The organism is Nitrobacter sp. (assembly GCF_051535215.1).
Lineage (GTDB): Bacteria > Pseudomonadota > Alphaproteobacteria > Rhizobiales > Xanthobacteraceae > Nitrobacter.
Window position 1 is genome coordinate 49,799 of record NZ_JBPPLY010000005.1, and the last position, 22,454, is coordinate 72,252.

The window sequence follows — 22,454 nt, forward strand, 5'->3', positions numbered from 1 at the left end:
TTTCTCCGGCCCGATATTTCCGGAATATGCCGTGGGAAGCGATCCGAATTTCACCAGCGCGCATCAGCCAGCTTGATTATTTCCGTTTGGAGATTCCTGAAATGACAAGCCTGCGCCCTTCCCTCACCGCCAGCCTCTGCCTCGCGGCCGCGATGGCCTTTGCCTCTTCGCCGGCGCGCGCCGACCGCTGCGACGATCTCGCCGCTCAACTCAAGAGCCAGATCGACGGTCTGCGTATCGGCAAGACCGCCGCCAACGCCATCTTCCTGTCGCATCCCGCAACCCAACAACTGATCCTCGGTTGTCAGAACCGAAAATTCACCAACGAACTGATCGCTGGCGCGGACAGCCGCAAGCCGAAGCCGGAGTTTTACGATCTGGTGGCGCAGGCCTCCGCCATCATCTTCACGATCCCGAAGGCCGACACACTGAAAGGCGTCACCCGCTGCATCAAGCGCATGGGCCTGTTGCACGGCGACGACGTCCGCACGCGCTATCGGCGACTGAACATGCATTGCACCCGCACCAGGACAAGCGCCGCCATCGCCGTGTCCCGCGGCAATGACGAGTGACGGCAGCCCGGCGCGGAAACCGCCACCGGCTCGAATCTCGCCGCCGGCGAGCTTGTCGCAAGTTCGCCGTGAAGACGCGGTAATGCGGAACGCATGGATGACGAGCGCGACCTGATCCGCCGGTTGATGGTCCAGAACACGATCTGGATGGCTGCCTTGGGCGCGCTGCTGTTCATACCGGCAGGCAGCCTGCGCTGGCGGGCGGCCTGGGTGTTTCTGGCGACGCTCGGCGGCGTCGGCGTCCTTGGTGGATTGTGGTTCGTGAAGATCAATCCCGGATTGCTGATCGAGCGCCTGCGGCCGATGATACAGGAGGACCAGCCGAAAGCGGACAAGCTTTTCATCATGGTGTTCGGACCTGTTGCCGTGATCTGGCTCATCGTCATGGGCCTCGATGAGCGTAATCAGTGGTCAGATATGAGCTTCCGGTTCCAGGTCCTTGGCTTCGCGCTGTTCGTGCTGTCGATCGCCATGTCGTTCTGGGTGATGCGGGAGAACACATTCGCAGCGCCAGTGGTGAAGATACAGGCAGAGCGCGGACATCGGGTGGTCCGCACGGGTCCCTACGCGCTGGTCAGGCACCCGATGTACAGCGGCGCGATTTTCTTTTTCTTCGGAGTCTCCCTGCTTCTGGGATCATGGTGGGGTGCCGCAATCACTCCGATCTTCATCGGGCTATTCGCGATACGGGCTGTGATCGAGGAAGAAGCTCTGATCGCGGGCCTGCCCGACTATCGGAACTACGTCGCGGAGGTTCGCTACCGGCTATTGCCCGGAGTCTGGTAGTCTGATCGCTCCTTCTGGACGGAGAGCCAAATGCCCGATGTGAAAACATATACCGGCGGCTGTCATTGCGGTCAGGTGCGCTTCGAATGCACGACGGATCTCGCGATGGTCAGCGCGTGCAACTGCTCGATCTGCACCAAGAAAGGCCTTCACTTCACGTTCCTGCCACCGCAAAGCTTTCAGCTCCGGGCTGGCGAAGACAATCTCAAGGAATATCTGTTCAACAAGCGCGCCATCCGGCACCAACTCTGCGTCGACTGCGGTGTCGATGTGTTCGCGCGCGGCAAGAAGCCCGACGGGAGCGAGGTCGTGGCGCTCAATGTGAGCTGCATCGACGGCATCGAGTTGTCCCAGCTTACCCTGACGCCGGTCGACGGGCGCAGCTTCTAAAGATCGAGTGCCTTGTAACGGCGGAAGATGCCGTCTTCATTAAAGGCAATCCGGCGGTCGCTCGCGAGATAGGCATTGATATGCGGCCTGTGCGAAACGCGATCGTGCAAATCAATGAGCGCCGGGATATCGCTTTCGAAGCGGCTCATCCGCTTCGGGAAGGCATAGCGCAAACCCGCGACGATCTGGAACAATGAAAGATCGACGTAGGTGAGCCTGCGGCCGATGATAAAGCTGCCGCCGCGATCCGCGAGTAGCCGCTCGAAGTATCCGAGATATTTCGGCGCCCGCTCCTTCCAGAATTCATCGGTTCGGCGTTTAGCGGGCGCGCGCTGGTGCTCATAATACAACGTTGGTCCCAGCGGATGGTGGGTGTCGTGAATCTCCACCACGAAGTCCATGACGGTGAGCTGCAACTGATGAGCCCAAAGCCGGCCGGCATCGGCTTTCGGCGCAAGGCCAAGACGTGAGCCGAGATAGAGCAGGATGTTGGCGGTCTGGCCGATCACCAGCTTGCCGGCTTTCAGAAACGGCGGCGCAAAGGGCGGCGTGCCGCTTTCCATATCCATCATGCGCGTCATCGCAGACATGCCGCGATCCGTTCGCGCGACATCGGTGTAATCGACGCGGGCCTCCTCCAGCGCGAGCCGGACATATTCGCCGCGCCCCTGGATGCCGGGCCAGTAATAGAGCTCGTAAGTCATGACACCCTTCCCGTGGCACAGCTCACTCGGGCGAGCGCGATTCTCACTGCGCCATCACGAGTGGACCGAGCCGTCAGGCCAGGGCCGGAGGCCGATCACGCCGGGGACGTCCGCGTCAATTGACAGCGAAACAATAAAACAGCCCGTCACCGCCGGTGCTTTTGAGATCGTTCTGGCTGCAGCCGCCGTCTGGTCCGCGCGAAGGATGCGACGAATTCCATGACTTCGCTACGGGATCATCGCTCAAGCCCTGACGGTCGGAATGTCCAAGCATCGCCGATCCCTGCATGCTGCTCGTCCAGTTCTTGCAAGTCCGGTCGTCAGTGCCCGCGAACGCGGTGCCATCAGGTTGCGACCCCGTCAGCATGTCGTGGCGGTTGGGCTTGTCACCGCGGCCGTTGATGATCTCGCCCTTCTCGCTCAATGCCGTCTGCTTGGTGAGGTTGTTGGCGCCATGAAGCTCGGCAATATCCTTCGCGATCACGACGCCCTTGGCGTTCTGCCACGGCCCGCTGCCAATGCGATCGCGCGCGTTGACGGCCGGTTTGCCGTCGGCCGCCTGGGTCGACAGATAGGCGTGCCATGTCTTCGCGCCCGCGCCCGCAGCCTGCGCAAGCGTCTGACAATAATTGTCCGCGCCGGCCAGTCCGCCGAGATTGCCGCCGTTGCCGATACCGACGCTGGTCACGAAGAAGCTCATGTTGGCCGTCTGCGCGCCGGCCGGCTGAGCAGCCACCGTCAGCATTGCGGTGACGAGGCCAAGACAAATTCGCGGAAGAATCCTGTCTGTTGCAATCATTGCCTTCTCCGATCGATTTATGGCGTCTGCGCGCTGCGGATTAATCTCGCGATAACGCGCAATCCGGCCCTTCGTTCAACGCAAAAAAGGCGCCACGAGGTTGTCGTGGCGCCTTCTGTTGAAAAGTCACGGCCGCGGATCAGGTCTGCTGAATAGCCGACAACTCCCATTTTCCGCCTCCACGGCGGGCGAACGTCCAGACGTCGGTCACCTCCTGCGGCTGATCGCCGCCCTCGACCACCCGGCCGCTCGCGCGCTCGACGGTCTTGTCGACCAGCGAATAGCGCAGCGCCACCGTGGCGTAATCGGTATTGCCCTCGCGCCAGGCCTCCGCAAGATCGCCCTGCAGCAGCTTGACGTTGGACACCTTGTTGACGACGCCACGGGCGTCGTTGGCCCGAAGATCCTCGGTGAAGTACGACACCATTTCCGGGGTCGCCATCGTATGCAGGGTGTTGACGTCCTCGTTCGACCACGCCGTCTGGATTTCTCCGAGCAGACGTTCGAAAGCCTCATAGTCCGACGGGGTGATTTCCAGCGGCGCAGCGGACGCCGTTGAACCGAAACCCAAACCGCTGCGTGGATTTGCCTGGGCAGCGGGACCCGGGGTCGGCGCTGGTCCGGCATAGGCATGCGCGTTGCGCCGTTGCCACCATGACATCGCAAAGCGGACGACGAGAACGATCAGGCCGATCTGAAGCAAGAGCCCGATGATGGACGACAGGCCGCCGAGACCGCCGAACAGGCCGCCGCCGAACAGCATGCCGAGCAGGCCCGCGCCTAGAAAGCCGGCGGCAAGGCCACCAAGCATGCCCATGCCGGGCCGATTGAAGCCGCCGGTTGCCGCCGTGCCTGCACCCGGACGGCCGGGCTGTGTCATGGTGCGATCGAACGGACGCGCCGCGTTCGGCGCGGTATTGGTGACCGGCGGCGCGGAAAATGTGCGCGAGCCGCGCGAGCCGTAGCTCTTCCCTCCACCGATGCGAGCGTCCGCCGAAGAAACGGCGAGCATCAACGGAAATGCCAACGACAGGACGATGGCGAAGGCCTTCATCAAGCCGAATGCCCGCTGGGTCGATTTCATGTGGTGTTCCTTTATTCCCCGGCAGGGGGAAACGACTGTAACATGGGTAGCCGGGAGCAAAAAGAAAGGCTTGTCGTCCGGCAGCGCTGCGGCCCTCGGTCGCGGAGTTCGCCGCTGGCGAAGGCCGCGTCTGTCATGAAGGCGCCAAATCCAGAAAGTGCCGCCCGGCCCTGTCTTCGATTTCCACGATCCAGGCGTCCGGATCGAACCCGACTTCCTTGGCGAGGCGCTCTTCCACCGCCTGCTCGGCAACCGGTGCGCTCGACGACGGGACAAAAACCCGCTCGATGGGCCGGCTGTCGTCGTATACGGCCTGCGGCGCCGGGGCGTACAGCATTGCATTGCCGTTCATAAGCGCGATCTTGACGAACACGGCGCCGGCCTCCTCCGCCCCGCGCCGGCGAACCGCACCGAAGATACCCTCGCTCTGGCAGCGGCGAAGATAGGCGGAGACCCATATGCTCGATTTCAAACGCATGACGTGACGATAGGCCGTTCGCGAAAGCAACGCCAGTTCCGCATCGTTTGTCTCCTCACGACGGCTCTGCTAAAGCGAGGCATAATCCTCAAAACATCAAGGATCGTCGATGATCCCCCGCTACACCCGCCCGGAAATGGCTTCGATCTGGGAGCCGCAGACCCGTTTCAAGATCTGGTTCGAGATCGAAGCTCACGCCGCCGACGCCCAGGCCGAACTCGGGGTGATTCCGAAGCAGGCAGCCGAAACCATCTGGGCCAAGGCGAAGGACGCGACATTCGACGTGGAGCGCATCGACGCGATCGAACGCGAGACCAAGCACGACGTCATCGCCTTCCTCACTCACCTGGCCGAGATCGTCGGTCCCGAGGCTCGCTTCGTGCATCAGGGCATGACGTCGTCGGACGTCCTCGACACCTGCCTCAACGTGCAGCTCACCCGCGCAGCCGACATCCTGATTGCCGACATCGACAAGCTGCTTGCCGCGCTGCAGACGCGCGCGTTCGAGCACAAGATGACGCCGACCATCGGACGTTCGCATGGCATCCATGCCGAGCCCGTCACCTTCGGCCTCAAGATGGCATACGCCTTCGCCGAGTTCTCGCGCGCCAGGGAGCGCATGATCGCTGCCCGCAAGGAGGTCGCGACCTGCGCGATCTCCGGCGCGGTCGGCACCTTCGCGCAGATTGATCCGCGCGTTGAAGAGCACGTTGCCAGGGCGATGGGATTGAGTCCCGAGCCGGTCTCGACGCAGGTGATTCCGCGCGACCGCCACGCGATGTTCTTCGCAACCCTCGGTGTCATTGCCGCATCGATGGAACGGCTTGCCACCGAGATCCGCCATCTGCAACGCACCGAAGTGCTTGAGGCCGAGGAGTTCTTCTCCGAGGGACAGAAGGGCTCGTCGGCGATGCCGCACAAGCGCAATCCCGTGCTGACCGAAAACATCACAGGGCTTGCCCGCATGGTGCGCGCCTACGTGACGCCGGCGCTGGAGAACGTAGCGCTCTGGCACGAGCGCGACATCTCGCACTCCTCGGCCGAGCGCATGATCGGCCCGGACGCCACGGTCACGCTCGACTTCGCCCTCAACCGGCTCGCAGGCGTGGTCGACAAGCTGCTGGTCTATCCTGCCAACATGCAGAAGAACCTCGATCGACTCGGCGGGCTGGTGCATTCGCAGCGCGTGCTGATCGCGCTGACGCAGAAGGGCGCGAGCCGCGAGGACGCCTACAGGCTGGTCCAGCGCAACGCCATGCCGGTATGGCGTGGTGAAGGCGATTTTCTCGACCTGCTGAAAAAGGACGCAGACGTAAAAAAGTATCTGTCGGATGCTGAGATCGCCGAGCAATTCGACCTCGGATACCACCTCAAGCACGTCGACACGATCTTCAGGCGCGTGTTCGGCAGCGCTTGAGCGAGGCGTCTTCTAACTCCGCGCGTCTCACGACCTTGCGTCGTACCTGCGAAAGCACGGTCCATACCCCGAGTAGTTGATATTTCTGGAAGCGCCGGTCGGTGTTAGGCATCCTGATCATTTTTGATTCAGGGTCTCTGCTTTCGCAGGGACGACACCATTCCAGTGGGGTCACTCCGCCCCGCCGATCATCCGCGCAACCACGCGATCGCCCTTGATGAATCGATGGTAGAGCGCGGCGAGGAAATGCAACACGACCAGTCCGATCAGCACGTAAGCCAGCCAGATGTGCCAGTGCTCGAAGAAGCGCGCGTTGTCGCGGTTCTCCGATGTAAACTGCGGCACCCGGAACAAGCCGAACCAGTCGGCATAATCCGGCTTGTGGGCACCGGAATGAGCCCAGCCGAGCAGCGCGACGACGATCGTGGTCGCATAGAGCGCCCAATGGTTGACGTGCGCCAGCGCCCGCTCCCACCACCGCGAGCCGTCCGGCGCAGCCGGCACCGGATTGAGGCCGCGCCAGATCAGGCGCAGGACCATCAGCAGCAGGATGACGTAACCGATATCGGCATGGATCGAGCGATGGAAGAGCTTGGCCTCCTTCGGCAGGAAATGATTGAACCATAATCCATAGGCCAGCATGCCGATGATCGCGATGCCGAGGATTCCGTGAAAGGCACGGGACAGAGTGCCCCAGGCGGTGGTTGAATTCCGAAGCATGACCGGCTCTTGCCCTCAGGTCGGCGGTTACATTTCTCCCAGAGGCCACGGCTGGGAGGTTTTAACAAGTCCCGCCGACGCCACCGGACCGATTTCAATCTAAAGTATTTTGTTCCCGGACACAGGCTGCCCGTCGATCCCGGGAGAACGGCCGGCTCGCTAACGCCGCGTTAACCCTGACAACCGTAGGGTTTATCAATACCGAATTATTGCCGTTCGACCGGCGGACCGATTATGGCGTTGGCGCAGAAAATCTCAAACCTTCCAGTCGAGCGCCGGCGATTTCAGCGGGTCGGGGTTCACCTGCTGGGCCGCTACATGCTGCCGGACCGGCGTGAATATCCCTGCCAGGTCATCAATATGTCTCCCGGCGGACTGGCCATGCTGGCGCCCGGCATCGGCAACGTCGGCGACCGGATCGTCGCCTATCTCGATCACATCGGCCGGGTCGAAGGCAAGATCACCCGGATTATCGACAGCGGGTTCGCCATGAGCGTCAGCGCCACGCCCCGCAAGCGCGACAAGCTGGCGGCGCAGCTCACCTGGCTCGCCAATCGCGACATCCTCAACCTTCCCGAAGACCGCCGCCACGATCGCATCGTGCCGCGCAACCCGATCGCGATCCTCACACTGGAGGATGGCACCAGGATGACGTGCCGGATTATCGACCTGTCCATGTCCGGCGCCGCCGTCTCGGCCGAAAAGAAGCCCCCGCTGCAGTCCCGGGTTGCGCTCGGCAAGGTGCTTGCCCGCGTCGTCCGGAATCTCGAAGAAGGTTTTGCGCTCGAGTTCGTTCACGAGCAGCATCCCGAAACTCTCGAAGATAACGTCACCGCCCGGTAAACGGCGGCCCCCGTAAATTCCCGCCTTCGCCCTTCCTGCCGGCCGCCGCTGTCGAGCGGGGAGCTGCGCTGGCCCCGCGTTTTTTCGGTTAACGCCGGCCGCGTTTCGCCGCGGAAACCCCGATTCGAGAGGGCTTCCAATCCTAATATCTAAAATTTGAATCAAAGGCGGTTTGTTAAAATTTTAGTCGAATTCGATTCAAGTACAGATTCAATTCGCCGCGAACTTTACTTGCATTTGCCTCGAATACACTTCGACTACTTAGCGGCGATGCAAATTCTTTGTGCGAAATGTGGTCCCAACAAGAAACGGGGGCCACAATGGTCAACAGGGGACAGGGAATTGGGCTGGCAGTCGCTGCCGCCGTCCTGTGGGGGCTGGCGACGCCGGCGGGAGCCGCGGAAGCGCGGCAGCTTTATGCAAGTCTCGGCGATGTCACGCGGGCGCCGATAGGCTGGGTCGAATTCTGCAACGACAGCCCGAAGGAATGCGGCGGTGGCGCAACAGAGCCCCGCGACATCGTGATGACGCCCGACACCTGGCGCGATCTCCTGAAGGTCAATCGCTGGGTCAACGAAACCATCAAGCCGATGACGGACAAGGAGCACTGGGGCGTCGTCGAAAAATGGTCGCTGCCGACCGACGGCTATGGCGACTGCGAGGATTACGTCCTGCTGAAGCGCAAGATGCTGATCGACGCGGGATGGCCGCGCGAGGCGCTGCTGGTCACGGTGGTGCGCGACAAGCAGGGCGACGGTCATGCCGTCCTGACCGTCAAAACCAACAAGGGCGAGTTCATTCTCGACAACCAGAACGAGGATGTCGTGGCCTGGACCCAGACCGGCTACCGCTTCATGAAGCGGCAGTCGCAAAGCGACCCCAATGTCTGGGTCGCGCTCGACGACAACCATCCGGCTGTTGCGACGGCCAGTTCTCGATAAACAGGAAAACACGAGACCCGCGACCGGTCATACCCCTCCCCGTCCCAGACCGGTTCGCGCGCGGCCAGCCTTTCCCCAAGAGGCTGGCCGCACCCTTTTCTGCATGCGGTTTGCGTTGATCGAAGCGCACTGATCCGTCATGGCCGGGGCACGGCATGGCTGCGGATCCACCCTTCCTGTGGCAAAGAATTAGAATAAAAACGGCACGGACTATGGTAGTCAGCAAACCCGGACCGGATTGCGTGCAGGATGGATATCAGATGAGTGACGGTGAGAAGACGGACGATACGGAAGATAAGACGATTGTCGAACAAGGCCCTTCCATCGGCGAATACCGCCGCGAGTCCATTCCGGAATACATCGTCGATTCGAACGGGGACCGGTTTGAATTTGATCGCATCGCTCTCGAGGGCGGCGATGGCGGCCTTGAACCGTCGCAGCTCGAAAAGAATGAATGTCTCATTTCGCCCGGTTTGATCTATCGGAAGTCAGGGGGCGGTCAAGCTTCGAACTGACGTCGTTCGATTGCGCTTCACAGACTTAACGAGCAGCCGGCAAGGTTTGACGCAGACCAGCCGGAAACTCGCGCGATCCACGTTCGCTGAGCGTGACCTGCACGCTGCAGCGAACGAGGATGGACAGCCGTCTCAGCCTCTCAGGCCGAGCAATTCGACGTCAAAGATCAGCGTGGCATTGGGCGGAATGACGCCGCCGGCACCGCGCATGCCGTAACCGAGTTCCGGCGGGATGATGAGCGTGCGCTTGCCGCCGACCTTCATGGTCGCGATGCCTTCGTCCCAACCCGCGATCACTCGGCGTTTGCCGATGGGAAATTCAAAGGGCTCGTTGCGGTCGACCGAACTGTCGAACTTGTCGCCCTTCTCCCCGTTCACATAGAGCCAGCCGGTATAATGCATGATGCAGACCTGGCCCGGCTTCGGCGATGGACCCTCGCCCACCTTGGTGTCCGTGATCTGCAAACCCGATGCTGTGGTCATGGTTTTCTCCGCGGCCTGGGCCGCTGCTGTGGCTGGAGCATCGATCAGGACGATGCCGGTTGACGCAACCGCAAGCGCAAACGTCAAAACGCCAGCGCATCGAAACGTCCGCATCGCCGCATTCTCCAACCGGTGTCCGGCGCACGTGTCTAACCCAAGCACCGGATGCGGCCAAGGCTTTCTGCGGGCCCTTCGCGGAAAAACCCCACGCGAGGGGCGCGCGACCTTGCGCGCGCCACCCAATCCAAATCGTTAGAAGTTCGCGATCAGCCGCAGACTTCAACCCGGCGCCAACGCCATCCATGGCGGGTGTGAACCCGGCGGCGGGTCAGATAGCAGCCGTCGTCGTAGTAGCTGCTGTAGCCATAGGGATAACCGTAATAGTCATAGGGATAACCCCAGCCATAATAGGCATAGGGCGCGGCGAAACCGAGCCCGAGACCCCAGCCAAAGCCGCGTCCCCAGCCGAAGCCGTGGCGATAAAATCCGTGGTGGCCAAAACCGCCACCATGGAAGCCGCCATGAAAACCGCCATGAAAACCGCCGCCATGATGAAATCCGCCGCCATGAAAGCCGCCAAATCCGCCGCGCGCGGAGGCTGTCGTGGGCGCGACGAGTCCTAATGCGAGAGCCGCCAGCAATGCGATCATCGTTTTGCGCAACATCATCAAACTCCGTCCAACTTCCTTTTTCGTCCCACCGATGACATACGCTGCCTGCACCTGATTGTTTCTTCCGATGACACTCATTTGCTGGAATCTTGGCTCAATTCTTCGCGATCCCTGCAAGGTTTCGCCGGAATCTCAACCGATCCGCTTCAGGCCCTGTTTGAAACGCAGTCCGTTCGCAGCATAGAATTTCGCGCCCTCTCCCATTACTTCGACCTCGGCCGGCTTCAGCGTACGGATCGCACGCGCGGGCGCGCCGACGATCAGGGAATATTCAGGGAATTGCTTGCCTTCGGTGATAAGCGCACCGGCGCCGACGATGCAATGACGACCGACCCGAGCGCCGTTCATGACGATCGAGCCCATGCCGATCAGCGCGCCGTCCTCGATGGTGCAGCCGTGCAGGATAACGTTATGGCCGATGGTACAGTGGACGCCGATCGTCAGCGGAAAGCCTTCATCGGTATGGCATGTGCTGCTGTCCTGGATGTTTGATCCCTCGCCGACCTCGATCCACGCGTTGTCACCGCGCAGCACCGCCCCGAACCAGATACTCGCGTTCTCGCGCAAGCGAACCCTGCCGATCACCGCGGCGGTATCGGCAATGAAATAACGTCCGCTTTCCGGAAGGTCGGGCGCCTGCCCGTCGAGTTCGTAAACCGCCATAACGTCTCCTGCTGGAGCGGGATGGAGGAAAAGCACGCGGCGGCTTTCTGCCGGCGTCCTGCTCCGCCGAGGCGATCATGCCATGGCGCAATTCAGGCGAGCAACCCGACAGCCCGCAGCGTCATGACCACGCAGGTGCCTGACATCAGGCTCCAGAACCCGGCAATCACGGTCGCCATCATGACAAATTCAAAGCGGCGGCGTTCGATGCGCCGTCCGCGAAGCGTGTTGCGCATGATGATGAAAGGGGCAGCAAAGACCAGGAACGGGACCGCGGCAAAGGCCTTCGCCACCACGCCCTGCTGCAGCAATCCGAAGCCGGCCGGATGTTTGACGAATAGCTGATAGCCGCTGGCCAGCGCCCCCGCGATGGCGAACCCGATGCCCAGGGAAAAAAAGGAGTTCAACGTATCCGGCGACATCGAAAGGACATCCGCTGCACGACAACGATGTCCCTTGCTTCGCAAAATACCGCTTTCCCCGCCACCTTATCCTTAAGGAAGGGTTAACACGGGTCCCGCTGTAATCTGCGGTCCCCTCGGTTCCGGCCGACCGCAGCACGAAAACTCCACAATGCGTGTCATAGTCGCGGCTGATTCGTCGTCCCCGGAAATAGTCTCGCCCGCCGCATGACCCTGCTGTCGTCCGTCCCGCGCCGATCGCGCGAAGTCGATAAACTGCGACGGGGTCATCTCGCCCCGCTTCTCGCCTCCGGGCTGATCGCGACGATCGCGATGACCCTCGTCGCCTGGCTGTTGTGGCCGACCTGGGGGTCCAAAACGTTCGACAACAATGAGCAGCTTCCGGTCAGCATCGGCGAAACGCTATTCAATATCCCGCCTCACGCCTTCCGCAGGAAAGTCCAGCGTCACTCGGGACCGCAGGAAAGCGTCGATCTGAATTTCGTCTATCCGTCACTGGCAATGCCGGGCGCGCCCAGGCGCGTCACCGCCGAAACCATCGATGAGACGCCGCAGCCGATCGATCGCATCTTTCTGTCGATTGCGGCGCATCACGACACATTGGCGCCGGACGTTCGCCTTCGCACGATCTATCCTCGGTATCTCGATGAGACCCGAACGCAGTCTCAGGACGGGCTGTCGATCACCGCGTTCCGCGACCGCACGCCATATGCCGGCGAAGACCTGTTCGTCGCGGAAACGCCGGCGCTGGCAGCGCGCTGCACCCGCGACGCGGCAACGCCAGGCATGTGCCTGAGCGAACGCCGCATCGGCGGCGCCGATCTGACGTTTCGCTTTCCGCGGCAATGGCTGACAGACTGGCACGAGGTGGTCGGCGCGATGGAGCGACTGGCGCAGCAGCTACAGGGACCGCAAAACTAGAGCGGGCGTTGCAATCATTGTTACTGCGCTGAGCGCGACAATTGGGTAATCGAAGTAGCTTCGCGATCGCTTTGCTCAGCGCAATTGGCAAGGCCAATCTTGTCGCAAACCCGCAACCACTGGAAAACCGATCCCGCCTCAAACTGTCGCGATCTAGCCGACGTCAGCCAGATCCTCCTCGAGGATCGCCATCTGAAACTGGAATGAGCGGTCGTCATCCTCGTCATCGACGAACAGCACGCCGATGAATTCCTCCCCGATATAGACCTCGGCGGAGTCATCCTTCTTCGGACGCGGCACCACGCGAATCTTCGGATTGCCGAACACGCGCTTGAGATAGGCGTCGAGTTTCCTGACTTCCTGAACGTCCACGGCGGTCTCCGCTGTAATCTGAGGGCTCGAAGCATTTCGCGTCTGATCGAATCAGAAGCGAAGCTCCAGATTGTTGCATTGAGGCGTTTTCTTCACGCCAATGGTATCCATCCCCGGGGCAAGTCCGAGGACATGTTTCGCTCGAAAAACGCTATAGATCGAGACGGCTTACGCCGCCACAGGTTTGTTCGGATTTCAGATATTCGAAGAAAATTTTTAGCGATCAAAGTCCCATTGCATTGAGCATCTGGTTCATCGTGCGCGACGGTTCCGAGCAACCGGCCGCGCCGACAATTTTGGCCGGCACGCCCGCGACCGTGACGTTGTTCGGCACAGGCTTTACGACGACCGACCCGGCGGCGATGCGCGCGCAATGTCCAACCTCGATATTGCCGAGAATCTTCGCGCCTGCGCCGATCAGCACGCCGTGACGTATCTTCGGGTGCCGATCCTCGTTTTCCTTGCCTGTGCCGCCGAGCGTGACGCCATGCAGGATCGAGACGTCATCCTCGATGAGGGCGGTTTCGCCGACCACGAACCCGGTTGCATGATCGAGGAAGATGCCTCGACCGATCCTGGCGGCGGGGTTGATGTCGACCTGGAACACCGATGAGGAGCGGCTCTGCAGATAATAGGCGAAATCCTTGCGGCCCTTCTGATGGAGCCAGTGCGCCAGCCGATGAATCTGGATCGCGTGAAAGCCCTTGAAGTAGAGCAGCGGATCGATGAACCGCGATGTCGCCGGGTCGCGGTCGAACACCGCGACCAGATCGGCACGAAACGCATTGCCGATATCGGGGTCGTCGCGCAGCGCCTCCTCGAACGTCTGACGGATCAGGTCGCCCGACAGCGCCGAATGGTCGAGCCGCTCGGCGACGCGATGAACCACAGCCGCCTCAAGGCGATCGTGATGCAGAACGGCCGAATAGATGAAGGACGCCAGTTCGGGTTCGCGGCGAACGATGTCCTCGGCCTCGCCGCGGATCCGATCCCAGATCGGATCGAGCGTCGCTAGCTTCGAACTCTGCGGGTTGACGTGCTGGATCGCCATAGTCGTCTCGCACCTAAAAAAACGTCCCCAAGCATAACATGACGCGAAGTCCTTGTCCCCGCCGTTCAGGCCATAATCGTCCGGACCGACTTTGGTTAACCGAGGCTAAGCAATTGAACGACCGCATGATATTGTCCAGCGGCAGGACTTCGCACCGGCTCCGGCAGCCTTTGACCCTTCACGGTTCAGGCCACCTTCGGACCAATTTACGTCAAACAAGTTATGCATTTGCGCCAGACACTCAATATGCGAAACTGGCGGGCCGGCACCGGAGAACATCCCCATTTCTACCCGAGTCCTCAACAGGCGCGTCGCGGAAGCACCTTGGGCCTGGATCGCGGCGATCATCATTCCTGTTCTCCTGCTCGCCCCCGCGATCTGGAACGGCTATCCGCTGCTCGAATACGACACTGGCGGCTATCTGGCGCGATGGTATGAGGGCTATCTCGAGCCAAGCCGCTCGACCGTGTACGGCATCTATCTTCATTTGGGAAAGGACTCGTTTTTCTGGCTCAATCTGGGATGTCAGGCGCTGCTGACGCTATGGATCCTGCAACTGACGTTGCGCGTGCTCGGCATGGCGCAGCCGCTGCGGCTTCTCGGCATCGCCGTGATCCTGATCCTCAGCACCGCGCTGCCCTGGCTCGCCAGCATGCTGCTGACCGATATTTTCGCGGGACTGGCAGTGCTCGCGCTATTTATCCTCGTCGTGCACAACGGCAAGCTCTCGACGACCGAAAAGGTTGCGCTGTTTCTCTACACATCATTCGCGGCTGCGACCCACACGGCGACCTTCGGCGTGCTGTTCGGCCTGTGCTGCGCCGGCTGGGTCGTCAAGCCGTTTCTCGGCCGAAGACTTCCGATCGCCGGCCTGATTCAGGGCTGCCTGACGCTCGTCGCCGGCGCGCTCATGCTGCTGGCTGCGAATTACGCGCTGTCGGGCCGGCTTGCGTGGACGCCGGGAGGCGCCGGCGTCTCGTTCGGGCGCATGATGCAGGACGGCATCGTCGCGCGCTACCTCAACGACCATTGCGACAAGATCAAGCTGAAGCTCTGTCCCTATCGCAACCAACTGCCGGCGACAGCCGACGATTTTCTCTGGGGCAACGACAGCATATTCAACAAGCTCGGCCGCTTCGAAGGCATGAACGACGAGATGGAATTCATCGCCACGCAAGCATTGGCCGCCTATCCGCTGTGGCAGACCGAAGCCGCGGTCGAAGCCACGGCAGAACAACTCGTGCAGGTCGGCACTGGCGAAGGCAGCAGCGGCTGGATTCCGCATACCTATGGGATCATCGAGCGCTATCTGCCCGAACAGGTGAAGGCCATGCGCGCCGCACGGCAGCAGCACTGGAATATCAAATTCGCCGCGATCAACTGGGTTCACGTCCCGGTCGCGCTGGTCTCGATGCTGTTGCTCGCCGGGATCGCCTTGGCGGCTTTGTGGCGACGGCGCATCGACGACCTCGAATTGCTTGCCATAACGGTTTGCGTCGCACTGCTGGGCAACGCCTTCATCTGTGGCGTGATATCGGGCCCGCACAACCGCTACGGTGCGCGCATGGTTTGGATCGCGACATTCGTTGTGCTGATCGCGGCGTCGCGATCCCTCGCCGCCCGCTACGGATCGGCCTCACGGCCGGCGTGAGAGAAATTTCAGCACGCCTTCCTTGTAGACTTTGTCACCGACCGCGCGCATGTGATCGCGATTGGGAATGTCCAACACTTCGGCACCCACTATGACGTTGGCAAGCGCCTGCGCCGATCCTGCGATCTCGTCCTTGGTGCCGACGGCAATCAGCGTCGGCACCTTGATGCTGGCGACCTCGGCTTGCGTCATCAGCCGCCGCGATCCACGCAAACACGCCGCCAGCGCACGACGATCGGAGCGGGTCTGATCGGCGAACACGCGGAACATGCGACCAAACGGATCGGTCACGTCGTCGAGCGATCGCGCTTCCAGCGCTTTGGCAACGCTTTCGCCGGGGCCGCCGCCTTCGATCAGACCGATTCCCAGGCCGCCGAAAATCGCTGAGCGTACCCGCTCCGGCCGGGTCTGCGCCAGAATTCCCGTCATCCGCGCACCGAGCGAATATCCCATGACATCGGCGTGTGCGATGGCAAGATGATCCATCAGCGCGGTGATGTCGCTCGTCATCGTACCGATGTGGTAGTCTTCCGGATCGTAGAGCTTGCTGGAGTCGCCGTGACCGCGATTGTCGAACGCGATCGCCCTGAAGCCGTTCTTGCGCAACTCCGACACCCAGGCCGGATACACCCAGTTCACGTTCTTGCTCGATGCGAAGCCGTGCACGAGAATGACGGGATCGCCCTCACCCTCGTCGATATAGGAAATTTCAACGCCGCCGTGATGAAAGTTCGGCATCAGGAATTCCGTGAACGGGATGGAAAAGGGATGGTCGGCAAACGACCGATGAAACGCCTATGCAAGCGCGCCGCTGCTGACAGACTGCGCAGCAAGCTGCCGACGCAGACGTCTGGCTTTTGAGCGTTGCAGCCACGACAACGTCAGGCGCTCGCTCGTGGCCTTGATCGATGACAGGAAGCCGAACAGCGCGAGCACCGCACTCAACACCCACATCGCGAGATTGAATGCGCCGGCGGTGAGCAACAACGCGCCGCGTCCCAGGGTCTTGATAATCGCGCGGGTCTGGCCACCCTTGGCTTCGGCGAGCCGCGCCGCACGCGCGACATCTTTCGGTCCTTCCGCGATCCGCAGCGTATCGAGTGCGCCCCGCGTCCCGGTCTTCTCGCCGATGCGGCCGACGTCCTTGGCGAGACGCACCAACCCGCCGGCCTTCTCGGCGCGGATCGCCGCCTTGAGCGCGACGGCGGTCTGACGCGGCCGCGCCAGCGTCCCCGCCGCGGCCGCATTTTGCAGTTTCCGCAGATCGATCATTTCGCGCGCCGAACGGCCTGCCCAGCGGCTCAGCCCCTCGCCAAGCCGCCCGGTCTTCCGGGCATCCTTAACCAGAGTGAGGCCGGCGCGGACCGGGGCCGCGCCGCCGACCGACACGAAGGTAGCCGCCGTCACAGCGAGCCCCGCAGCGGCAAGCCCGAGCAGGAGCCGGTCGGTCTCCTCGCCCATCGCGAGATGCTTGCCCTCGCGCATGATGTCCCGGACATCACCGAACGCGCTGAGATCGCCGGCGACCGTGCCCGAGAGGCTCGCGCCGTCATCAGCATTGCCGGTGACCAGCCCGATTAAAAATCTCTTGGCGATGTGCTCGGTAGAATTTTCTTCTCTCACGGCTGCGGCGACGCGTAGAGACAGTTCGTCAGGCGTCGATATTCCTCTCGCCGCCGCAAGATCGACAAAGCTCTTCGCGAGATCGGCATCTTGCGCGGCCAACGCGGCTTCGATGTTTTCTACCGCCAGCGTCGGATCATTCCGGAACGCGGAATCGAGTCGAAGATCGGAGAGACGGGCGGGATCGTCTTGTGCGCTCAGCACAGCGCCGGCGTCCCTGGCATGCGGCCATAGCAGGGCGAACGCCGTTGCGCATACCGCCGCTCCCGTCATCGCGCTGCAAATTCGCCATCGCATCATCGAAATCCCGTAAAATCCACCTTCGTCATATGTAAAAAGGTGGTGTGCCGGTTTTCAATCACAACTTCCCCGACGAAAGAAGGGCTTCTCCCAACGACAGGATTATGTCGAATTTGTATGGATAATTGACCCGCGAATTTTTCCAAATCTGTTTCCGGCGAGCTAGGAATCGAAGCCGCCGGCCAGTATGGTGCCGCGCGATATCGTTGCGTATCCGGCGCGTCGAATGCCACGCAGCGACCCAAGGTGGAAAGCATGTCTGATCACGTAGTCCCTCACTTTCATAACGATGCGGGCGTGGCCGTCATCCAGATCGGCTCCCGGGAATTCATGTGTGTCGGAGCCAATCCACCGTTCGACCATCCGCACGTTTTTCTCGATCTCGGCAATGACAGCGAAATCATCTGCCCGTATTGCTCGACGCTGTACCGCTTCTCAGCCGATCTCGGCGCCGGACAAGCCCGACCTCCGGAGTGCGTGGTGAGAGACAAGGTGGCCTGATCTGCCTGTGACCCCGACCCGCACGGTCGTTGTCGCCGGTGCCGGAATCGGAGGTCTGACGGCATCGCTTGCGCTGGCCGCCAAGGGCTTTCGCGTTCTCGTCATCGAGACATCCGAACGCCTCGAAGAAATCGGCGCAGGCCTGCAACTCTCCCCGAACGCCACGCGCATCCTGATCGGCCTCGGCCTGCACGCGCGGCTGTCCGCACGCGCGCTCGTGCCTGAGGCCATCAGCATCATGAGCGCGCGGCACGGCGGCGAAATCTGCCGCCTGCCGCTCGGCGAAGCGGCCGCGTTGCGCGCCGGCGCGCCCTATTGGGTGATGCATCGCGGCGGCCTGCAGGCGGCGCTGCTGGAGCAGGTTCGCGATCATCCTGACATTGAATTGCGCCTCGGCGCAGCGGTCGAAGACACGACCTGCCATGCTGATGGCGTCACCGTGAATTTGCGCGGCGGCACAGATCACGCAAAGACCGCATGGGCGATGATCGGCGCCGACGGCGTGTGGTCCGCGCTCCGCACTCGACTGTTTCCAGAGGCGAGTCCGCAATTTTCCGGCCTGATCGCATGGCGCGGCACTGTCGAGGCGTCTCAATTGCCGCACGACATGGCCGCGCGCCGCGTGCGGCTCTGGATGGGACCGCACGCGCATCTCGTGTCCTATCCGATGTCGGGCGGAAGGCAGGTCAACATCGTCGCGGTGGTGCCGGACACATGGAAACAGCCCGGATGGAGCGCCTCCGGCGACGCCGCCGACATCAAGCACAGGTTCGCGCAAGCGCGCTGGTCTGAGCCGGCGCGCACGCTGATCGATGCCGTAGCCGCTGACGGTTGGCGCAAGTGGGCGTTGTTTACAATTCCGCCGATGGCCTCATGGCACCGTGATGCAATGGCCCTCCTCGGGGATGCCGCCCATGCGATGCTGCCGTTTGCGGCGCAAGGCGCGGGCATGGCGATCGAGGATGCCGCGATACTCGCTCAATGTCTTGGCGAGGCCGCGACCGAAAATGCCGATGGCGCCGCGGCTGCGCTTGCGCGTTACACGGGCTTGCGCCGCGCACGCGTCGCACAGGTGCAGGCGCTTGCGGAGCGGAACGGGCGGATCAGCCATCTCGCGGGAGCGGCTGCGCTGGCGCGCGATCTCGTCATCAAGGCAATCGGACCCCAGCGCATGCTGGCGCGTCAGGACTGGATCTACAATTGGCGGCCCTGAATCAGGCGGAGCGCAATGACGGTCATTGCCGGTTCGCCGGATATCCATCGACAGCGCCACGAGAGCCTCCCGACCGCGGCGCGCTGCCCGGACCGACCGCTCCGGGAGCCGCCGGTGCGGCCGGTGCGGCCGTCTCATGACATTTGTTGCGTTGCCATTCCTCTTCGGCGAGCTTGGCGGATGCGCGAGTGGTAATGTAGTCGTTGCGATACGCCACCTCGGCAACGACGGTGCCGGCGGCGCCGGTGCGAGCCTTGTCGATCAGCCGCTGCAACTGGGCCGTGCGGGCCGCCAGAGACTTGCGTTGCGCGTCAAGCTGCGCGCAGTCATAGAGAGCGTATTTCGCGGGATCGACGAACGCACCCGACATCGCGCCGTCGCCAAGGTCGGCGCAACCGCCAAGACCACTGCTCGCGATGACCACCGCGATCGCAGCGATCAAAGCGGGATGAAGAAAAGCGTGATGCGGTTTTCCGTCCGCATCCCGCGCGAAGATATTGGAATCGATCACGTTCATGATTTTTGGTCGGCTCGATCCAAAATCATCGTGATCCATCATTCCCGAACGGCTGTTTTTGGCGACGCGGTCCGACATTGGTCCCCTGCTCAGCCTGTCATCAAGTTACACCAAGCGTGATCGAGCTGCGTAGAGCACCGGCTCATGACCGCATTGAGGCCATGCGGCCAAGTGCAGGCGGCTTACGCCCATTCCCCCTTGCGGAAAACGGGAATGCAGCGGCCGTCGTTGGTGATGCCGTCGATATCGGTTTCGTCCGATCCGATCATCCAGTCGATGTGAATGAAGCTTTTGTTGCCGCCTTGTGCCGCGATCTGCTCCGGCGACAGCTTGCCGCCATCGACGAAGCACTTCGAGTAGCACTGGCCGAGCGCGATGTGACAGGCCGCGTTTTCGTCGAACAGGGTGTTGTAGAACAACAACCCGCTCTTGGAGATCGGAGAGGAATGCGGCACCAGCGCCACCTCGCCGAGCCGTCGCGCGCCCTCGTCCGTATCCAGCACCTTGTTTAGAACATCGGCGCCGCGCGACGCTGTGGCTTCGACGATGCGACCCTTCTCGAATCGTACCGCGATATCGTCGATCAACGTGCCCTGATACGACAGCGGCTTGGTGCTGCGGACGTGACCTTCGACCCGCAGCGCATGCGGCGTCGTGAACACCTCCTCGGTCGGAATATTCGGATTGCAGACGATGCCGTTTTTCGCCATTGAAGCGCCGCCGACCCATTCATGGCCGTCGGCCAGGCCGACCGTGAGATCTGTGCCGGGCCCCGAATAATGCAGGGCATGAAAGCGCTGGCCGTTGAGCCAGTCGGTGCGCTGGCGCAAGGCGGCGTTGTGCGCTGTCCAGTTCGCGATTGGATCATCATTGTCAACGCGCGAAGCGGAAAAAATGGCGGCCGCGAGTTTCGCCACCGCTTCGCTCTCGCCATCGTCGGGAAACATCAATTTCGCCCATGCCGCGCCGGGATAGGCGACGATGTTCCAGTTGACGTCGAAGCCGACGATTTTCTCCAGCGCCGGCTGATAGGCCATGGAATTCGCCTTGTTGGCGCGAGCGACTTTCGCACCATCCTCGCCCGACAGCAGCATCGGATTGTCGCCGACGACGGCGAGCCGCGCGGTGTTCGCGCCGAACGCCTTCGCCATGCCCTCATAGAGCCAGCCGGCGGCCCGATCGAAACTCTCATCCGGTCCGAACCTGTAGCGCGACAGCGTGACCTCTTCATCGGAAAAGAACGGCGTGACCAGTCCGGCGCCGGCCTTGTAGGCATGTTCGGTAATTCGCCGCACCAGCGGCAGCGCGGCGGCGGGCGCGGTGATCAGGAGGTCCTGTCCCCTTGCGAGTTGCAGGCCGACCTTGACCGCGACTTCGGCCAGACGGTCCAGCTTCACCGGATCGATCGGCGTGACAATATTGCGCTGGTGCTGGGTCATCGAACTTATCCTCGGACAAGTGGTGCGGGCAGCCGGACTCGAACCGGCACAGCTCCTGCGAGCCGAGGGATTTTAAGTCCCTTGCGTCTACCGATTCCGCCATGCCCGCGCGCTTTTCTTTTCAAACACTTAGAGCCGAAATGCAATGGCAATGCACCCGCGTCTTTTGCAAATTGCGTTCATCTCCCGTTCTCAGGAGACGGTGCGGGAGACGCGCAGCGACTTTTCTGCCGGAGGTCCAAGGGATAGAGCAAGCAAGCGGTTGATGCGCCTGTCGCATTGACAATGGTCGAAGTATTTTCGCGGCCGGTTTGAGATGCAGGAGACGACGATGCCTTCGAGCGAGGATGTGGACGCGCTGGTTGAGAGATTGCGGCAGGACGCCGAAATGCTCAGTGACGGCTACCAGCGCAATCTCACCGAACTTTGGCATGGCGTCGTCGTAAAGGATGCCGCGAAGGCTTGCACGGCGGCCGCCGACCTTATCGAGTCGCAATCCCGGGCGCTGAGCGACGCCGCGGCGGAATGGGATGCGCTGGATCAATCCCACCGGTCGATCGGCGAGCAACTCGGCCGCGAAGGCAGGCGTCGCATTGCCGCTGAAACCAGGCTGAAGGAAGCCGAGAAGATGATCGAACTGATCGCGGCGATGCAAACGGACAACACTGAGCATGCGAAATTGATTGCGTGCGCCCGCGCGTTCCTCAATCCAAGGAGGGGGTAAGGACGCGCGTTCGCGGAATGTCTGTTCGCGGCAAGCGGCGTGCGTGCGTCATGCGGCCTTCTTCCGTTGCAACGTCTCGCGGATCAGCGGCAGGCGGTCGTTGCCGAAATACATATCGGTCTTGTTCAGGAAAATCGTCGGCGACCCGAACGCGCCGCGCGTGATCGCCTCGTCGGTATTTGCCTTGAGTTCGTTTTTAATGCCTTCATCGCCGATGCCGGTTAGAAGTTTTTCCGGATCGATCTCGAGCGATTTGCAAATCTCGGCGAGCACCGGCTCGCGCGAGATATCCTTGTCATCACGCCAATAGGCTTCGAACACCGCCTTGGCGAAAGGAACCATCGCGTCGTTACCGAGCCAGAGACAGCCGCGCATGGCCTTGACGCTGTTCACGGGAAATACAGTCGGCGGCATCTTGATCGTGAGACCCGCGAGCCGCGCCCAATCGGCGAGATCTTTATGCATGTAGCGAACCTTCGCCGGCACGGGGTGCTCCCGCGAAGCATAAACGCTCGGATTGACGGAATTGAATATTCCTCCCACCAGAATCGGCCGCCACGAGATCTTCTCGCCAAACTCTTTTGCCAGCGGCTGGATGTTGTGAAAGGCGAGATACGTCCAGGGACTGGAGCAATCGAAAAAGAATTCGATCAT

28 protein-coding genes and 1 tRNA gene are annotated in these 22,454 nt (G+C 61.7%); 12 read left to right on the forward strand and 17 right to left on the reverse strand.

What is annotated here, in order from left to right; translation table 11 throughout:
- Positions 1–101 precede the first annotated feature (101 nt).
- From ACS3WB_RS07485 to ACS3WB_RS07495, 3 genes are all read left to right on the forward strand, one after another.
- On the forward strand, positions 102–572 hold the full coding sequence (locus tag ACS3WB_RS07485; RefSeq protein WP_438274939.1) for a hypothetical protein: 471 nt from the start codon (positions 102–104) through the stop codon (positions 570–572).
- Between the two features lie 93 nt (positions 573–665).
- Positions 666–1,358 (forward strand): methyltransferase family protein, encoded by a 693-nt coding sequence (locus ACS3WB_RS07490; RefSeq protein ID WP_438274940.1) that lies wholly within the window; start codon positions 666–668, stop codon positions 1,356–1,358.
- Between the two features lie 30 nt (positions 1,359–1,388).
- On the forward strand, positions 1,389–1,748 hold the full coding sequence (locus tag ACS3WB_RS07495; RefSeq protein ID WP_438274941.1) for a GFA family protein: 360 nt from the start codon (positions 1,389–1,391) through the stop codon (positions 1,746–1,748).
- On the opposite strand, the gene ACS3WB_RS07500 is transcribed toward ACS3WB_RS07495, so the two are convergent.
- The 4 genes from ACS3WB_RS07500 to ACS3WB_RS07515 form a co-directional block, all read right to left on the reverse strand.
- A complete protein-coding gene (locus ACS3WB_RS07500) occupies positions 1,745–2,452 on the reverse strand; it encodes a glutathione S-transferase (protein ID WP_438274942.1) in 708 nt (235 codons plus the stop codon). The two genes, ACS3WB_RS07495 and ACS3WB_RS07500, sit on opposite strands and share 4 nt — an antisense overlap.
- Before the next feature lie 115 nt (positions 2,453–2,567).
- Positions 2,568–3,197, reverse strand: a complete 630-nt coding sequence (locus ACS3WB_RS07505; RefSeq protein WP_438275075.1) for a lectin — start codon at positions 3,195–3,197, stop codon at positions 2,568–2,570.
- A gap of 193 nt (positions 3,198–3,390) precedes the next feature.
- Positions 3,391–4,335: a Tim44 domain-containing protein gene (locus ACS3WB_RS07510; RefSeq protein WP_438274943.1), complete on the reverse strand. Its 945-nt coding sequence runs from the start codon at positions 4,333–4,335 to the stop codon at positions 3,391–3,393.
- 133 nt (positions 4,336–4,468) lie between these two features.
- A complete protein-coding gene (locus ACS3WB_RS07515) occupies positions 4,469–4,813 on the reverse strand; it encodes a DUF1491 family protein (protein WP_438275076.1) in 345 nt (114 codons plus the stop codon).
- Between the two features lie 109 nt (positions 4,814–4,922).
- Between ACS3WB_RS07515 and purB the strand changes: the two genes are divergently transcribed.
- On the forward strand, positions 4,923–6,230 hold the full coding sequence (purB, locus tag ACS3WB_RS07520) for an adenylosuccinate lyase (protein WP_438274944.1): 1,308 nt from the start codon (positions 4,923–4,925) through the stop codon (positions 6,228–6,230).
- 171 nt (positions 6,231–6,401) lie between these two features.
- On the opposite strand, the gene ACS3WB_RS07525 is transcribed toward purB, so the two are convergent.
- A complete protein-coding gene (locus ACS3WB_RS07525; RefSeq protein WP_438274945.1) occupies positions 6,402–6,950 on the reverse strand; it encodes a cytochrome b in 549 nt (182 codons plus the stop codon).
- A gap of 234 nt (positions 6,951–7,184) precedes the next feature.
- On the opposite strand from ACS3WB_RS07525, the gene ACS3WB_RS07530 reads away from it, so the two are divergent.
- The 3 genes from ACS3WB_RS07530 to ACS3WB_RS07540 all read left to right on the forward strand — a co-directional run bounded on the left by ACS3WB_RS07530 (position 7,185) and on the right by ACS3WB_RS07540 (position 9,249).
- Positions 7,185–7,793, forward strand: a complete 609-nt coding sequence (locus tag ACS3WB_RS07530) for a PilZ domain-containing protein (protein WP_438274946.1) — start codon at positions 7,185–7,187, stop codon at positions 7,791–7,793.
- A 320-nt stretch (positions 7,794–8,113) separates the two neighbouring features.
- Positions 8,114–8,734, forward strand: a complete 621-nt coding sequence (locus ACS3WB_RS07535; RefSeq protein ID WP_438274947.1) for a transglutaminase-like cysteine peptidase — start codon at positions 8,114–8,116, stop codon at positions 8,732–8,734.
- Positions 8,735–8,994: 260 nt separating this feature from the next.
- A complete protein-coding gene (locus ACS3WB_RS07540) occupies positions 8,995–9,249 on the forward strand; it encodes a hypothetical protein (protein ID WP_438274948.1) in 255 nt (84 codons plus the stop codon).
- Between the two features lie 132 nt (positions 9,250–9,381).
- Here the strand turns inward: ACS3WB_RS07540 and ACS3WB_RS07545 are convergent, their stop codons facing one another.
- From ACS3WB_RS07545 to ACS3WB_RS07560, 4 genes are all read right to left on the reverse strand, one after another.
- Positions 9,382–9,846 carry an FKBP-type peptidyl-prolyl cis-trans isomerase gene (locus ACS3WB_RS07545; RefSeq protein WP_438274949.1) on the reverse strand — a complete coding sequence of 155 codons (465 nt, stop codon included), beginning with the start codon at positions 9,844–9,846 and terminating at the stop codon, positions 9,382–9,384.
- A 152-nt stretch (positions 9,847–9,998) separates the two neighbouring features.
- A complete protein-coding gene (locus tag ACS3WB_RS07550) occupies positions 9,999–10,400 on the reverse strand; it encodes a hypothetical protein (RefSeq protein ID WP_438274950.1) in 402 nt (133 codons plus the stop codon).
- Between the two features lie 135 nt (positions 10,401–10,535).
- Entirely contained in the window at positions 10,536–11,066 is a 531-nt protein-coding gene (locus tag ACS3WB_RS07555) for a gamma carbonic anhydrase family protein (RefSeq protein ID WP_438274951.1), read from the reverse strand.
- 92 nt (positions 11,067–11,158) lie between these two features.
- Positions 11,159–11,488: a DUF6949 family protein gene (locus tag ACS3WB_RS07560; protein WP_438274952.1), complete on the reverse strand. Its 330-nt coding sequence runs from the start codon at positions 11,486–11,488 to the stop codon at positions 11,159–11,161.
- Positions 11,489–11,695: 207 nt separating this feature from the next.
- Between ACS3WB_RS07560 and ACS3WB_RS07565 the strand changes: the two genes are divergently transcribed.
- On the forward strand, positions 11,696–12,409 hold the full coding sequence (locus ACS3WB_RS07565; RefSeq protein WP_438274953.1) for a hypothetical protein: 714 nt from the start codon (positions 11,696–11,698) through the stop codon (positions 12,407–12,409).
- A gap of 153 nt (positions 12,410–12,562) precedes the next feature.
- Here the strand turns inward: ACS3WB_RS07565 and ACS3WB_RS07570 are convergent, their stop codons facing one another.
- Both ACS3WB_RS07570 and cysE read right to left on the reverse strand, forming a co-directional pair.
- Complete coding sequence (locus tag ACS3WB_RS07570; protein ID WP_025590201.1) at positions 12,563–12,781, reverse strand: DUF3126 family protein; 219 nt, start codon at positions 12,779–12,781, stop codon at positions 12,563–12,565.
- A gap of 223 nt (positions 12,782–13,004) precedes the next feature.
- The gene (gene cysE, locus ACS3WB_RS07575) at positions 13,005–13,832 is read right to left on the reverse strand and encodes a serine O-acetyltransferase (RefSeq protein WP_438274954.1); all 828 of its coding nucleotides are present in this window, start codon (positions 13,830–13,832) and stop codon (positions 13,005–13,007) included.
- Positions 13,833–14,298: 466 nt separating this feature from the next.
- On the opposite strand from cysE, the gene ACS3WB_RS07580 reads away from it, so the two are divergent.
- Positions 14,299–15,483, forward strand: a complete 1,185-nt coding sequence (locus ACS3WB_RS07580; RefSeq protein WP_438274955.1) for a hypothetical protein — start codon at positions 14,299–14,301, stop codon at positions 15,481–15,483.
- On the opposite strand, the gene ACS3WB_RS07585 is transcribed toward ACS3WB_RS07580, so the two are convergent.
- Together ACS3WB_RS07585 and ACS3WB_RS07590 are read right to left on the reverse strand one after the other, a co-directional pair.
- The gene (locus ACS3WB_RS07585) at positions 15,469–16,221 is read right to left on the reverse strand and encodes an alpha/beta fold hydrolase (RefSeq protein ID WP_438274956.1); all 753 of its coding nucleotides are present in this window, start codon (positions 16,219–16,221) and stop codon (positions 15,469–15,471) included. The two genes, ACS3WB_RS07580 and ACS3WB_RS07585, sit on opposite strands and share 15 nt — an antisense overlap.
- A 57-nt stretch (positions 16,222–16,278) precedes the next feature.
- The gene (locus ACS3WB_RS07590; protein ID WP_438274957.1) at positions 16,279–17,403 is read right to left on the reverse strand and encodes a hypothetical protein; all 1,125 of its coding nucleotides are present in this window, start codon (positions 17,401–17,403) and stop codon (positions 16,279–16,281) included.
- A 258-nt stretch (positions 17,404–17,661) separates the two neighbouring features.
- On the opposite strand from ACS3WB_RS07590, the gene ACS3WB_RS07595 reads away from it, so the two are divergent.
- Entirely contained in the window at positions 17,662–17,907 is a 246-nt protein-coding gene (locus ACS3WB_RS07595; protein ID WP_292617350.1) for a zinc-finger domain-containing protein, read from the forward strand.
- 7 nt (positions 17,908–17,914) lie between these two features.
- Complete coding sequence (locus tag ACS3WB_RS07600) at positions 17,915–19,120, forward strand: FAD-dependent monooxygenase (RefSeq protein WP_438274958.1); 1,206 nt, start codon at positions 17,915–17,917, stop codon at positions 19,118–19,120.
- 22 nt (positions 19,121–19,142) lie between these two features.
- Here the strand turns inward: ACS3WB_RS07600 and ACS3WB_RS07605 are convergent, their stop codons facing one another.
- The 3 genes from ACS3WB_RS07605 to ACS3WB_RS07615 all read right to left on the reverse strand — a co-directional run bounded on the left by ACS3WB_RS07605 (position 19,143) and on the right by ACS3WB_RS07615 (position 21,185).
- Positions 19,143–19,637 (reverse strand): twin-arginine translocation pathway signal, encoded by a 495-nt coding sequence (locus ACS3WB_RS07605; protein WP_438274959.1) that lies wholly within the window; start codon positions 19,635–19,637, stop codon positions 19,143–19,145.
- 182 nt (positions 19,638–19,819) lie between these two features.
- Positions 19,820–21,076: an aminopeptidase gene (locus ACS3WB_RS07610; protein WP_438274960.1), complete on the reverse strand. Its 1,257-nt coding sequence runs from the start codon at positions 21,074–21,076 to the stop codon at positions 19,820–19,822.
- Positions 21,077–21,096: 20 nt separating this feature from the next.
- Positions 21,097–21,185, reverse strand: a tRNA-Leu gene (locus ACS3WB_RS07615).
- A 222-nt stretch (positions 21,186–21,407) separates the two neighbouring features.
- Between ACS3WB_RS07615 and ACS3WB_RS07620 the strand changes: the two genes are divergently transcribed.
- Positions 21,408–21,800, forward strand: a complete 393-nt coding sequence (locus ACS3WB_RS07620) for a hypothetical protein (protein WP_438274961.1) — start codon at positions 21,408–21,410, stop codon at positions 21,798–21,800.
- 48 nt (positions 21,801–21,848) lie between these two features.
- Here ACS3WB_RS07620 and ACS3WB_RS07625 read toward each other — a convergent pair whose 3' ends face one another.
- On the reverse strand, positions 21,849–22,454 hold the full coding sequence (locus ACS3WB_RS07625; RefSeq protein WP_438274962.1) for a 2-hydroxychromene-2-carboxylate isomerase: 606 nt from the start codon (positions 22,452–22,454) through the stop codon (positions 21,849–21,851).